Source organism: Sorangium sp. So ce887 (genome assembly GCF_051521455.1).
Classification (GTDB): domain Bacteria; phylum Myxococcota_A; class Polyangia; order Polyangiales; family Polyangiaceae; genus Sorangium.
Window position 1 is genome coordinate 1,714,499 of the sequence record NZ_CP150354.1, and the last position, 12,113, is coordinate 1,726,611.

The following is a 12,113-nucleotide window of genomic DNA, read 5'->3' on the forward strand; positions in this document are numbered from 1 at the left end:
ATCTGGCACCCTGGAAAGTGCCACCGCAGCGGGTTTCGATGGTGCCAGCGTCCTCCGCCCCTCACGCCGCCCACGCCTTCCTCCGCCTGCAGCGCGGCGCGCCGGCGACGCTGGCGGCCCAGCTGGTCGAGCAGCTGCGCCGCGCCGTGCTCGAGGGCGTCCTCCAGCCGGATCGCCTGCTCCCGTCGTCGCGCGAGCTCGCGCGGGAGCTCGGCGTGTCGCGCAACACCGCCGTGGCCGCGTACGAAGCGCTGGCCGCGGACGGCACGATCGTGGTCCGCCCTCGCCGGGCGCCTGTCGTTGCCCACGTGCCGGCGCGCGCGGGGGGGCAGGGCGCCGCCCGCGTCCAGCCCGCGGCGGCCCCGCCGCGCCTGTCGAGGAGCGCGCGGCGGCTCGCGGCGGTGGTGCCCCCCGACCGGCTCGACGCGCTCCTCGACAGGCGCGCGCGCTCGCGCCCGTTCGGCGTCGGCCTGCCGGACCTCGAGCTCCTCCCGTGGCGCATCCTCGAGCGGTGCCTCGCGCGCCGCTTCCGCTCGATGTCGGCCGAAGGCGCGCTCCACCACGATCCGCGGGGCGCGCCGCTGCTCCGGCGCGCGGTGCTCCACCACGTCGCGGTGGCCCGCGGCGTGCGCGCGACGGTCGACCAGGTCTTCATCACGGAGGGCTCCCAGGGCGCGCTGGACCTCTGCTGCCGCTCGCTGCTCGACCCGGGCGACGCCGCGTGGGTGGAGGACCCGGGGCCGCTCGCCCTCCGCGCGGCGGTGCGCATGGCGGGCGCCCGGCTGGTCGCGGTCCCGGTCGACGAGGACGGGCTGCGCGTGCACGTCGGCGCGCGCCGGGCGCCGCGCGCGCGGGTCGCGTTCGTGTCGCCGGCCTATGCGTTCCCCTCCGGGGCGCGGCTGACGCTGCCGCGGCGCCTCGAGCTCCTGTCCTGGGCCGGCAAGGCGGGGGCGGTGATCGTCGAGATCGACTACGAGGGCGAGCTGCGGTTCGACGGCTCGCCGCTGCCCTCGCTCCTCGGCCTCGACATCGAGGGCGTGAGGGACCGCGTGATCCACGTGGGGACCTTCAGCCGCTCGCTGTTCCCGGGCCTGCGCCTCGGCTTCATGATCGTGCCGCCGGCGCTGGTGCGCGCCGTGGCCCAGGTGCGCGCGGCGTCGACGCGCTCCCCGCCCTACCTGCTGCAGGCGGCGCTCGCCGATTTCATCGACGAGGGGCACTTCGCGCGCCACCTCCGGAAGCTGAAGCAGGCGACGCGGCGCCGCCGCGATCTCTTGCTCGCGGAGCTCGGGCTCGTGCTGCCGGGCGCGGCGCGGGCGCGCGCCCCCGCGGGGGGCTCGGTGCTGACGCTCGATCTGCCGGCGGGCTCGGACGACGTCGCCGTCGTGCGGGCGCTGGCGGCGCGGGGCGTGGACGCGCTGCCGCTCTCGCGCAGCGCGGCGGGGCGCGCGGGGGGGTCGCGCTCCGGGACGCCGCGCGCGCCCGGGCTCATCCTGGGGTTCGGGGCGCACGCGGAGCCCTCGCTCCGGGAGGCGGCGCGGACGCTTGCGGCCGTGGTGAGCGAGGCGATCGGCGCGGGCGAGGCCGGCGCATCCTGCCGCGGTCGCGCGGGGCCCGCCGCGAGGCCTTCGTGAACTTTCGGTGGTATGCTGAACCGCGTGAAGACCAGAGCGCCCGACCTGCTGCCGACCGAGGCTCAGCCAACGATGCTCTCCGCCCTCATAGAGACGCTGGATCCAGACGTCCGCGAAGCGATCGATGACGTGGACCGCACGCTGATCCATCTCTCGCTCCGGCAGTCACCTTGGGACCGGCTTCGATCGGCGTCCAGAATGGCGCAGACTCTTGCGAGGATCCGCGATGCGGCGACATCCCAGCGCGGCTGATTTCCCTGCTCTGCTCACGAAGCTTTGCGACGCGGGCGTGGAGTTCATCATCGTTGGAGGTGCTGCGGCCGTGATCCAGGGGGCGCCGAACACGACCAGCGACCTCGAAATCGTCCATCGAAGGAGCTCGGACAATGTCGCTCGACTGCTCGATGTTCTGCTGAGCCTCGACGCGACGATGCGCCATGACCTTGCCAATCGGGGTCTGCGCCCTACCGCGGAGTTGCTGGCTGGCACGGGGCAGATCAATCTGTCGACGTCACTCGGGCCAATTGATCCACTTTGTGAGCTGGATGTAGGCCAGGGATACGAAGAGCTGCTTCCGCATAGCCAGTTGATCATCGATGAGGGTCGAACGTTGCGGGTGCTCGACCTACCTACCTTGATCGCGGTAAAGGCCAAAGCCGGGCGGCCGAAAGATCGCATGGTTTTACCTGTTCTGATCGCAACGCTGCAGGAACGCGATAAGTAAGGTCAAACGGAAACCTGCATCGAGGAACCAGCCTGATGTACGCGTTCGAGGCGCGTGACCTTCGACGGCCCGGTGCGGCGCTCACCGAGCCGCCGCACCACGGCGAGCTGGGGTTGCACCGCGAGCATGGACGATCGGCGCGGGCGAGCGGCGCTGAAGCGAGGGCGGTCCGGCGGGGCTCAGCGGCCGCCGGCGACGTCCAGGAGGGAGCCGGTGCAGTAGGAGGACTCGCTGGAGGCGAGCCACAGGATGGCGTGCGCGACCTCCTCGGGGCTGCCGGCGCGGCCCAGCGGCAGGCTCGCCTGGAGCCGCTCGACGCGCCCTGGATCGCCGCCGCTCGCGTGGATGTCGGTCGCGATGATCCCGGGCCGCACGGCGTTGACCCGGATGCCCTCCGCGGCGACCTCCTTCGCGAGGCCGATCGTGAGCGTGTCGACGGCGGCCTTCGAGGCGGCGTAGTCGATGTACTCGCCCGGGGAGCCGAGCTGCGACGCCCTCGACGAGACGTTCACGATGGCGCCTCCCGCGCCGCCGCGGCGCGTGGACATGCGCCGGACCGCCTCGCGCGCGCACAGGAAGGTGCCGACGACGTTCGTGGCAAGGACGCGCTGCACGCGCGCCGCGGTCATGTCCTCGAGGCGCGCCTGGCGATCGAGCACGCCGGCGTTGTTCACGAGCGCGGTGACGGGGCCCAGGGCGTCGTCGACGGTCTGGAAGAGGCGCACGACGTCGTCCTCCGCGCTCACGTCGGCCGCGATGGCGAGGGCGACGCCGCCGTGGGCGCGGATCTCGTCGACCACCCTGGCGGCGGCGAGCGCGTCGCGCAGGTAGCTCACCGCGACCGCGTAGCCTCGGCTCGCGGCGAGCAGCGCCGTGGCGGCGCCGATCCCGCGGCTGCCGCCCGTGACGATCATGATCCCGGCCATGGGGCGGGAGGATAACCCGGGCGCCGGGGAGGCCGGCGCATCGCCGGGGTCGCCGGGGTCGTCGGCGCGCTAGACTCGTGTCCGGCCGCCGTCTCCGGGCGCGCGCGCCGCGCCAGATGTTCCGATGGCCCTGATCCGCCCGTACGCCGCCGCTGTCCTCGCCGTCCTATCGTCCGCGTGCGCCGGCCGGTCCGCGACGACATCGCCGGTGACGGCACCGCCGGTGACGGCACCGCCGGTGACGGCACCGCCGGTCGATTCGGCCTTTCCGCCGGACGGACCGGCCGCTCCTCCGGAACGCGCCCCTCGGGCCCGTGCGCCCGGGGCGTGGCCTGGCGAGATCACGGACGGGACCGCGGAGCCTGCCTGGGTGCCGCCGATCGTGCACACCCTGGCCGTGTTCACGGTGACCCGCAGCGTGGAAGCGGTGCTGTGGCCCGAGCCGTTCGCCGACTTTCGCCCGGAGCGCTGGGGATACCACTATGGCGAGGCGCTCACGAAGCCGCCGCTCTTCGACGCCGCTCAGCCCGCCTTCCGGTGGGATCACGACCCGTGGCCGATCAACGTGATCGGTCATGGCCTGCTCGGGAGCGAGATCTACTTCAGGGCGCGGAGCTGCCGCTTCGGCGTGCCGGCCGCGGTCGCCTTCGCCATCGCCGGCACCCACCTCTGGGAGTACGGCTACGAGGCCAACGGCGTCCGCCCCTCGGCGCTCGACCTCGTCTACACGCCGCTCGCCGGGGCGCTCCTGGGCGAGCTCCGCTATGCGACGTGGCGCGCGGCCGGGGGCATCGAGAGCGCACCGGCGCGCGTGCTCGTGCGCGCGCTCATGGATCCATTCGGCGAGATCGAGCGGGGCGCCGGGGTCTTCGACTGCTAGTGTCCCGTCCCTGAAAAGCGGGCAAGCTCGACAACCAGACCGTGGCGAAGAAGCTGGGCACCCGACCGGGGACGGTCAGCAAGTGGCGGGGACGCTTCGTACGCGAGCGGCTGGAGGGGTTGCTCGACGAGCCGAGACCCGGCGTGTCGCGCACGGTCTCTGACGAGACGATCGAGCAGGTCGTCGTCAAGACGCTCGAATCCACGCCGCGCGGCGCGACGCACTGGAGCACGCGGCAGATGGCCAAGCAGGTCGGGCTGAGCCGCATGACCATCAGCCGCATCTGGCGCGCCTTCGGCCTGCAGCCCCATCGGACCGAGACCTTCAAGCTGTCCAAGGACCCGCAGCTCATCGACAAGGTCCGCGACATCGTGGGGCTGTACATGAACCCGCCTGATAAGGCGCTGGTGCTGTGCGTCGACGAGAAGTCCCAGATCCAGGCACTCGACCGGACCCAGCCGCTGCTTCCGATGCGCCCCGGGCAGGGGGAGCGGCGCACCCACGACCACGAGCGCCACGGGACGACGTCGCTGTTTGCTGCGCTCGACATCAAGACCGGCAAAGTGATCGGCGCCTGCCACCGCCGCCATCGCGCGGTGGAGTTCCGCAAGTTCCTGGACACGATCGAGGTGAACGTGCCCGCCGACCTCGACGTCCACGTCATCGTCGACAACTACGGGACCCACAAAACGGCCGCGATCCGCGCATGGTTCGCCAAGCGCCCGCGCTTCCACATCCACTTCACGCCGACCTACGGCTCGTGGCTCAACCTCGTCGAGCGCTGGTTCGGGTTGCTCACAGCGCGACAGATCAAGCGCGGCGCCCATCGCAGCGTCCGCGCGCTGGAGAGCGCGATCAAAGAGTTCCTCGACGCACACAACGAGGCCCCGAAGCCGTTCATCTGGACCAAGACGGCGGACGAAATCCTCGCGAGCATCGCTCGGTTCGCGCAGCGCACGCTCGATACCCACGGCGAGAGGACTTAGTGCGCGTTCTTCAGGAACGGGACACTAGCTAGTTAGGGCGCGGACGGTCGAATATTGCTTCCATTTTCCACGTATAGGCTCGTGCACTGACCGGAGGTGCCAAGCCCGGCATAGGTGAATTCGATGTAGCTCTGCGGGCCAATGGCGCGCATTTGATTGATGTATTCGATGCCTAGGCCGCTTGACCAAATGGTGCACTCCACTCGGTAACCGTTCGCATCCTTCGCCCAGCAAGTTCCCAGAACCGAAGCGTTGTTGAAATCAACCTTTGTTCCGCAGCCAATGTACTGAGTGCCGTCCGCGCTCGCTCGCGTGCTCCCCACCGAGCCCGAGGCCCGGGTCGCCTGATGGTTGTTGGGCGCCATGAGAATGCCGACAATGGACACCTCATACGCGCTCTTCATGCCTGCCCGTGCAGCTGTCGCAGCTAGCCCCGCTGCCCCGAAAACAAGACCGCACGCAACGACCGCCCGCATAGTGATCTTCATTTATTTTCCTGCCCTTTTTCCCGTCCTAACAGACCAACCTTCGTAACATCTCTATTCGAACTTGGTCAAGCCCAGCGTGGTGCAGACAACATTACACAGCCGAGTGAACTCGTTGGATCTGTTGGTCTTTGTAGGCGGATCAGTAAATCGTACTTTTGTACGTTATGTCAACTGCCGGTCGTTGGCGGGAAATTCTTGACAGGTCGGAATGGCTTTGCGCGAGGCTATCCTCGGCGCCGAGTCGCGGGCCGACGCCGCCCCGCGCCCAGCATCGTCGACCCCGGCGAGAGCCGCAAGGGGCCGTGCCCATGGCGATGGCCGGTCGGTTACTCCCCGCCGGAGCGGCAGGCCGCATCGGCGGTAGTCCAGTGCCGAATGGGCTCCGGTCCTCGTACGGTCTGGAGACGTGGTGACAGCCTGCATCTTGAACGTCTTTCCGCCTCGCCCGGCCAGGACTCCATCGTGATGTACGCGGGCGACAACGTGACAGTGCGCTCGGGCCACAGTGGCGTCGTTTCATCGCCAACGGCGAACCGCCCGCCAGGAAACGGTAGGAACTCGACCCCGTCGAAATCAGCGATCGGGTCGACCGAAACGGGTGATCGGGTCCGCCGGAATCGGCGATCGGGTCTGACCAAAACAGGTGATCGGGGCTAACCGAAATGGGTGACCGAATCAGGTCGGAATACGCATGCAGCGGACAACGAGATGCTCGCTTTGCCGTGCGCGTCGCAGCGACACTGGCGCACCTGTCCCGGAGCGATTGCCGCGTCGAACTTCTCAAGTTCGTTGTGAAGTGCCGATAGAGACACCGGCTTCGTCGCACAGCGTCTTCACTGGTCTGGTTTGCAGGGCCGCGGCTATCTGGTTCGCCGAGGAACACGTTGTCTCAGTTCGTACTGCCGCGGAGAACAGCCCATGACCTTCTTGAACGCCAAGCTAAACGCGCTTTCCGACTCGTGTCCCAGTGCGATGGACACTGCGGAGATCGAATCGTGCGAAGTGGTTAGCCTCTCTGCGGCCAGCATCATGCGCCAATGGGTTAGGTAGGCATGGGGCGTCGTTTCAACCTTCTCGCCGCCGCCTTTTCTAGGATCTCGCGCTCCATCAGCCTCAGGTCGCTTGTAGCGACACCAACCGTTTCAGAAGGTATGCCTTCAGGGCCTCGTCGGTTGTGAGTCCGATGGCGATGGTCAGCGCCTCGACGGCCGGGGCCGTGTCGCCGGCGCGGGAGAGCAGGTGACCCTTTGCGGCCCAGTAGGGCTGGTAGGAGAGCATGCGTTTGTCCGCCTCAAGCGGCGCCAGATCGGCAAGTGCGGCGCGCGGACCGTCCACCTCGGCGCGCGCGACAGCCCGGTTGAGGATGACCACCGGCGAGCCAGTGCGTGCCAGCAGATGGTCGTAGAGCGCAACCACCGCCGGCCAGCTGGAGAAGCCGGCCAGGCGGCGGGCGACATGCGCGGACTGAATCGCCGCCTCGATCTGGTAGCGACCGCTCGGCCCCGCAGCGTTCGCCTGATGTAGCAGGTCTTCGGCGAGCGCGATCAGTGAGTTATTCCAGAGACCCGTGTCCTGTTGTTCGAGCGGCACATAGGCACCGGCCGCGTCGCGCCGGGCCGCGCGGCGGGCGGCGGTGTAGAACATCAACGCCAACATGCCCTTCGCTTCGGGTTCGTCGGGGAGCAGGGAGACGACCATGTGGCCAAGCCAGATCGCCTCGTCGGCGAGCTCGGGGATGGCGTCGTCGCCCACCTCGTTCCAGCCTTTGGAGTAAGCGGCATAGATCGCGTCAAGAACGGCGTCGAGGCGTTCGGGCAGCTCTTCCGGGTCGGGCACGCGAAAGGGAATGCCTGCGTTGCGAATGCGGGTCTTGGCCCGGACCAACCGCTGCCCCATGGTCTTGGGCGGAATCATGAAGGCAGCGGCGATATCCTCGGCGCTCAGGCCGAGGAGGGTCTGAAGGATCAGCGGCGTGCGCGCGGCGCGCTCGATCGCCGGATGGGCGCAGGCGAACATCAGGGCGAGTCGGCGGTCCGGGATCACGTCCTGCTCGTCTGCCACCGCTTCGATCTCGTCGCCGATCAGCTGCAGGTGCTCCTCCCCGGCCTTGCGGGTCTGCGTTCGGCGAACCGTGTCGGTCTGCCGTCGGCGCGCCGCGGTCAGTAGCCAGGCGTCCGGATTGTCCGGTACGCCGTCCACCGGCCACACGCGCAGGGCTGACGTGAAGGCTTCGCCGAGCGCGTCCTCGGCGCCCGCCACGTCGCGGGTGCGCGCGCTCAGGAAGGCGACGAGGCGGCCGTAGCTTTCGCGCGCCACGCGCTCGGCAGCACGACCGGCCTCGTCCATCACATCACTCCTTCTGGTCTACCTGGGGGGCCACGATCGACCGGCGGCCGAGGGTCCGGCTTGCCGGCCGAAGTGCCCACGAAGCGACGGCGAGAGCGGCGAAGCCCAGCGTCACGGGGACGTGCCACGCGGGACTGCGGCAAACCAGGTGGGACACCGCTGCGCCCGTCATGTTGAAGAAGATGCCGGCATAGGCCCACTCCTTGACCCTCGGGAATCCTGGGGCCAGGAGCGCCAGCGAGCCGAGCAGCTTCCACACGCCGATGAACATCACGAAATACACAGGATAACCGAGATGCTTCATGCCGTCGATCGTCTCCGGTCGTTGCGCGAGCTCAGCGATACCTCCGCTGGTCATCGCGAACACGACGATCCCCGTCGTTATCCAGTACCCGATCGACCTCGCGGTCAGCTTCATGGTTTGCCCGTCATGTGGACTGCTGCCGCTGCCGGGGACACCGCGCGCTTCGGCAGCACGGATGGCCTCGCCCGACACCATCAGCGCTTCCCACCCGCGTGGGGATCCATGACGGGACGGATCTCGATCGACCCGTATTTGCTCGAGGGGCAGCGCTTGGCCCAGGCGATCGCCTCGTCGAGGCTCGGGGCTTCGACGAAGAAGTAGCCGGCGAACTGCTCCTTCGTGTCCGCATAGGGGCCATCGAGCACATCGGTCTTGCCGTCGTGCTGGCGCACGGTGGTCGCCGCCGAGCTCGGCTGCAGCCGCTCACCCGGAGCAGAGCCGGCGGCCTTGGCTAGCGCCTCGTTGAAGGCCGCGTATTCGGCCCAGAGTTCCTTCTGCGGGGCCGCGGCGAGGCCGGGTTCGTCGTGGTGGATCAGCATCATGAATCGCATGTCGTGGGCTCCTCTGGCGGAACCGCATGTCCCGCTGTGACAATGACGGGCGAGCCTCAGGGATTTCTACCGGCCCCCGAAGAATCTACCCCACAGCGGCAGCGTGCAGAAGAGCGCGAAGCCGACGCGTGAGGTCGGCGGGCCGTCCTTCGCCCCATCGGATTGGCCGCCGCAGGGTCTGGGGGCACGATCCATGGGGTCGGCGCTGCGACCTCGGCCCCGATCCGCCCGAAGTGTATCAGGAAGCCCGGCGTCAGCCACGGCGAGGGCCGCTACGGGAGCTCCGAGCCGCAGATCGAGATCCGCCTCCCGAAGGGGACGAGCCACCACCTCGTGAGCGCCACCCTCCACAAGCTCGCCGCCGAGGTCGGCGGCTGGCGGCACTACAGTAGAAGGCGACCTGCGGGCGCGTAGACTTCAGTCTCCATGGCTACCTTCTCGGCTCATACCGCATCGCCACCGCCCCCGAGCCGAACTCCAGCCGGCTCACGAGCTTCAAGTCGACAACCTTCGATAGCCCCGCGAACAACGTCGGCCCATGGCCCGCTAGCCGTACTTCTTTGCCGCGTCGATCGTCCGGGCGAAGGGTTCCATCCAATCAGGCCTCGCTCCCGTCCGCGCCGGCGGCCGAAACGCTGCCTCCATCAATTCGTAAGTCACACGGCCAAAGAGGAGGGCATCGGCCTGCTCGAGGTTCTCGGCCGCGTGACGATGCAAGTCTTCGTCCGCGGATATTGCACGATGATCGCAGCACCCGTCCAATGTGACGTTGATGGAATACCGAAAGGGTCGAATTACGTGCTCCTGAAGCGGGCTAACGTTCGACATGAGCGGCCTGGCCCGGCTCGCCGGGGCATGTCCGCTCGATCGAGGGGTCAGGTGGCTGATTGCTCATGGGATGTGCTCGGCGTCGGGAGGAGGAATGACCCAGCTGTGCATTCGAGCCTCGTAAACAGAGACGAGCGGCGCTGGAAAGCTTGGATCAGCGAACGCTCCAACAGGGATTGCCAAGTATTCTTCCATTCCCTCAGACTCGTAGTAGACGGTCGATCCGCAGCTTGGACAGAAGTGGAACTTGCTATGAGAGCCTTCGTCGCCCACGCGCACGTACTCGGACGAGGCGCCAGAGAGCGAGACGTCCTCGCGCCGAAACCTGGCTTGCTGCCCGAAGACGCTGCCAGTTCGGCGCTGACAGGCCAAGCAGTGGCAAATGGAGACACGCACAGGCTCGCCGGTAACTCGAGCCTTGAGCTGACCACAACTGCAGGAGGCGACACGGTCGGGCATGTGAATTCCCCTCGGGCACCCAACTATCAGTCGATTGGTCAACCGAAGCCGCCGGACCAGGTCTATCTAGCTCGTCGCCTTGTGACCTCTCCCACGGAAAGTCTCACGGATCGGCGCTGCGCCGCAAGGCCCAAATGCTGTCCAGCGTCATAGGGTAGATCCGTCTAGCTCCGGCAGCAGGAGGACTTTGAGGCCCATCTCGCCGTTCGAGCCCTCGCCGAGGTTCGTCGTCACCGTGCGGCTCCGCGCGTCGAAGCCGTCGAAGCCACAGGTGCTCAGCCGCTACGGCGGGAGCGGGCCAGAGCCAGCCGACCGAGGACCATGCCGAGCAGCCCCAGCACCAGGCCCACGATGGCCCCGGCTCGCCCGTTGCCGGTGCCGATACCCCCGGTGGAGGTGGCCAGGTGCAGCCCAGCGAGGACCATGCCGAGCAGCCCTAACACCAGGGCCACGATGGCCCCGTCTCGCCCGTTGCCGGTGCCGATACGACCGACGGAGCGGGCCAGAGCCAGCCCACCGACGACCACGCCGATCAGCGCCACCACCGCGGCCACGGTGGCCCCGGTTCGCCCGGAGCCGGTGCCGATAACACCTTGCGCGGCCGCCGGTGCGGCAAGCCAGACCCCTCCGAGCAGGGCGGCTGCGGCGGCGGCGACCCGGATCCGCGATCGGGTGCGTGTCATGAAGCGCTTCCTTGCCCCGATCACCCCAACGGTCTCGCGCGGTCGTGCGGCCGCCTGCGGGACCCCTTTGCACTTCTTCCCAGGATCGCCGACCTCTGTGTCAACTTGGAGCAAGCGTTGCGTCATGACCCACGTCTACCCCCGGCGGGCAACCCGGTCTTGGATAAATTGGAAGCCGTCGGGTTCGTCGCCGGTCGCGCTGCGGTGCGCCCCGGCGCCGGGCCGATCCTTCGCGGTCATCGGGTCAGGACACCTCGAGGTCGGGCGTGTTGCCGGCGCCTTCCCCGCGCCCCATCCGGCGCGGCTGACGCGGCGATGGCGATGTGGTGCAACTTGACGCGTTCGCGCGAGGACTGCGCGATGAGCGCGGTCGGCGAATCACCGGAGAGGGCCACGAACTCGCGGATCAGGTGCGACTGATCGCAGAACCCTGACGCGGCAGCGAGCCGGGCCCAGTCCGGATCGCGCTCCCTCTCGGCCCGCGAGAGCGCCCGCCGAAAGCGTGTGATCCGAGCGAAGGTCTTCGGGGCGAGGCCGGTCTCGGCGGTGAACACGTCGATGAGCCGGCGGTGGCTGATGCCGAGCGTGGCCGCGACGTCGGCGACGCGCCTTTCGCCTCCCTCGAGCGCCGCGATCGCGTGCGGCACCAGGGGATGACCGGGGCGCGCATTCGAGAGGCGGTTGAGCAGCGCGCGCTCGAGCAGCGCGAAGCGAGCGCGCGGCTCCGGCGCCGCGCACAGGCGCTCGCGGAGCTCCGCCGCTCGCGGCCCCCAGAGCTCCGCGAGGTCGACGTGCGTGTCGGTCAGCGCGCCGGGCGGCGCGCCGAGGAACGGCCACGCGCCGCCGGGGCGGAAGTGGACCCCGACCATCGACGCGTGCTCGCGTGTGTCGACGCCGAAGGAGGACTGGTACGCGCCCGACACGGCGGCACCGGAGTAGCGGCGAATGGTGGGGCCGTCGTAGATGCGAAGCCCGTCCTCGTCGAGGTTGATGACCAGCTGGAGGGTACCGGAGGGCAGGATGCGCTCAGCCGCGCGGGGCGGAGCAGCCGAAAGGTACCAGAGCTCGGCGACGTGCGCCGAAAGCGGCGGACCCGGCACGTGGCGGACATACAGCACGTGGACACTATGGCCGGCAATCACGTCGCCGGCCACCTCGCCGCGCGGCGGTCGCCCACGTCGGTCTGTCGCTCGGCTTCGGTGCACGCGTCGTGGCGATCCTCGGCGGCTGGGGGACCGCCAGGGCACGCTTCAGGATCGTCGGATCGTCGGCTCGTCGGTCGTGCTCCAGACCGCGACGTAGCT

Annotated in this window: 12 protein-coding genes and 3 pseudogenes; 5 read left to right on the forward strand and 10 right to left on the reverse strand. The window is 68.9% G+C overall.

What is annotated here, in order from left to right:
* The first annotated feature begins 38 nt into the window (after positions 1 to 38).
* Genes WMF36_RS06470 through WMF36_RS06480 form a run of 3 tightly spaced genes read left to right on the forward strand, consistent with a single transcriptional unit; the run spans position 39 to position 2,358 of the window.
* Positions 39 to 1,634: a PLP-dependent aminotransferase family protein gene (locus tag WMF36_RS06470; protein WP_437578726.1), complete on the forward strand. Its 1,596-nt coding sequence runs from the start codon at positions 39 to 41 to the stop codon at positions 1,632 to 1,634.
* Between the two features lie 24 nt (positions 1,635 to 1,658).
* Positions 1,659 to 1,886, forward strand: coding sequence for a hypothetical protein (locus WMF36_RS06475; protein ID WP_437578727.1), 228 nt, complete (start codon positions 1,659 to 1,661; stop codon positions 1,884 to 1,886).
* On the forward strand, positions 1,861 to 2,358 hold the full coding sequence (locus WMF36_RS06480; RefSeq protein WP_437578728.1) for a hypothetical protein: 498 nt from the start codon (positions 1,861 to 1,863) through the stop codon (positions 2,356 to 2,358). The genes WMF36_RS06475 and WMF36_RS06480 overlap by 26 nt, the downstream gene beginning before the upstream one ends.
* 179 nt (positions 2,359 to 2,537) lie before the next feature.
* Here the strand turns inward: WMF36_RS06480 and WMF36_RS06485 are convergent, their stop codons facing one another.
* Positions 2,538 to 3,284, reverse strand: coding sequence for an SDR family oxidoreductase (locus WMF36_RS06485; RefSeq protein WP_437487347.1), 747 nt, complete (start codon positions 3,282 to 3,284; stop codon positions 2,538 to 2,540).
* Between the two features lie 370 nt (positions 3,285 to 3,654).
* On the opposite strand from WMF36_RS06485, the gene WMF36_RS06490 reads away from it, so the two are divergent.
* Together WMF36_RS06490 and WMF36_RS06495 are read left to right on the forward strand one after the other, a co-directional pair.
* The gene (locus WMF36_RS06490) at positions 3,655 to 4,164 is read left to right on the forward strand and encodes a DUF3943 domain-containing protein (RefSeq protein WP_437487350.1); all 510 of its coding nucleotides are present in this window, start codon (positions 3,655 to 3,657) and stop codon (positions 4,162 to 4,164) included.
* Between the two features lie 32 nt (positions 4,165 to 4,196).
* Positions 4,197 to 5,150: pseudogene (locus tag WMF36_RS06495) on the forward strand (IS630 family transposase); the annotation flags it as partial.
* A 32-nt stretch (positions 5,151 to 5,182) separates the two neighbouring features.
* Here the strand turns inward: WMF36_RS06495 and WMF36_RS06500 are convergent.
* The 9 genes and pseudogenes from WMF36_RS06500 to WMF36_RS06540 all read right to left on the reverse strand — a co-directional run bounded on the left by WMF36_RS06500 (position 5,183) and on the right by WMF36_RS06540 (position 11,963).
* Positions 5,183 to 5,638, reverse strand: a complete 456-nt coding sequence (locus WMF36_RS06500) for a hypothetical protein (protein WP_437578729.1) — start codon at positions 5,636 to 5,638, stop codon at positions 5,183 to 5,185.
* Positions 5,639 to 6,498: 860 nt separating this feature from the next.
* Positions 6,499 to 6,714: pseudogene (locus WMF36_RS06505) on the reverse strand (helix-turn-helix domain-containing protein); the annotation flags it as partial.
* 37 nt (positions 6,715 to 6,751) lie between these two features.
* Positions 6,752 to 7,984 (reverse strand): RNA polymerase sigma factor, encoded by a 1,233-nt coding sequence (locus WMF36_RS06510; protein ID WP_437578730.1) that lies wholly within the window; start codon positions 7,982 to 7,984, stop codon positions 6,752 to 6,754.
* A 4-nt stretch (positions 7,985 to 7,988) separates the two neighbouring features.
* Positions 7,989 to 8,483, reverse strand: coding sequence for a DoxX family protein (locus WMF36_RS06515; RefSeq protein WP_437578731.1), 495 nt, complete (start codon positions 8,481 to 8,483; stop codon positions 7,989 to 7,991).
* Complete coding sequence (locus tag WMF36_RS06520; protein WP_437578732.1) at positions 8,483 to 8,830, reverse strand: YciI family protein; 348 nt, start codon at positions 8,828 to 8,830, stop codon at positions 8,483 to 8,485. The genes WMF36_RS06515 and WMF36_RS06520 overlap by 1 nt, the downstream gene beginning before the upstream one ends.
* 439 nt (positions 8,831 to 9,269) lie before the next feature.
* Positions 9,270 to 9,634 (reverse strand): annotated as a pseudogene (locus tag WMF36_RS06525) (hypothetical protein).
* 96 nt (positions 9,635 to 9,730) lie between these two features.
* A complete protein-coding gene (locus tag WMF36_RS06530) occupies positions 9,731 to 10,126 on the reverse strand; it encodes a GFA family protein (protein WP_437578733.1) in 396 nt (131 codons plus the stop codon).
* Between the two features lie 275 nt (positions 10,127 to 10,401).
* Positions 10,402 to 10,809 (reverse strand): DUF6223 family protein, encoded by a 408-nt coding sequence (locus WMF36_RS06535; RefSeq protein WP_437578734.1) that lies wholly within the window; start codon positions 10,807 to 10,809, stop codon positions 10,402 to 10,404.
* A 236-nt stretch (positions 10,810 to 11,045) separates the two neighbouring features.
* On the reverse strand, positions 11,046 to 11,963 hold the full coding sequence (locus WMF36_RS06540) for an AraC family transcriptional regulator (RefSeq protein ID WP_437578735.1): 918 nt from the start codon (positions 11,961 to 11,963) through the stop codon (positions 11,046 to 11,048).
* Between the last annotated feature and the right edge of the window lie 150 nt (positions 11,964 to 12,113).

Bases quoted from the DNA above. Each gene is read 5' to 3' on its own strand.
- WMF36_RS06470 (WP_437578726.1), top strand. From the start codon at position 39: ATGGTGCCAGCGTCCTCCGCCCCTCACGCCGCCCACGCCTTCCTCCGC.
- WMF36_RS06480 (WP_437578728.1), top strand. From the start codon at position 1,861: ATGCGGCGACATCCCAGCGCGGCTGATTTCCCTGCTCTGCTCACGAAG.
- WMF36_RS06485 (WP_437487347.1), bottom strand. From the start codon at position 3,284: ATGGCCGGGATCATGATCGTCACGGGCGGCAGCCGCGGGATCGGCGCC.
- WMF36_RS06500 (WP_437578729.1), bottom strand. From the start codon at position 5,638: ATGAAGATCACTATGCGGGCGGTCGTTGCGTGCGGTCTTGTTTTCGGG.
- WMF36_RS06510 (WP_437578730.1), bottom strand. From the start codon at position 7,984: ATGGACGAGGCCGGTCGTGCTGCCGAGCGCGTGGCGCGCGAAAGCTAC.
- WMF36_RS06515 (WP_437578731.1), bottom strand. From the start codon at position 8,483: ATGGTGTCGGGCGAGGCCATCCGTGCTGCCGAAGCGCGCGGTGTCCCC.
- WMF36_RS06520 (WP_437578732.1), bottom strand. From the start codon at position 8,830: ATGATGCTGATCCACCACGACGAACCCGGCCTCGCCGCGGCCCCGCAG.
- WMF36_RS06530 (WP_437578733.1), bottom strand. From the start codon at position 10,126: ATGCCCGACCGTGTCGCCTCCTGCAGTTGTGGTCAGCTCAAGGCTCGA.
- WMF36_RS06535 (WP_437578734.1), bottom strand. From the start codon at position 10,809: ATGACACGCACCCGATCGCGGATCCGGGTCGCCGCCGCCGCAGCCGCC.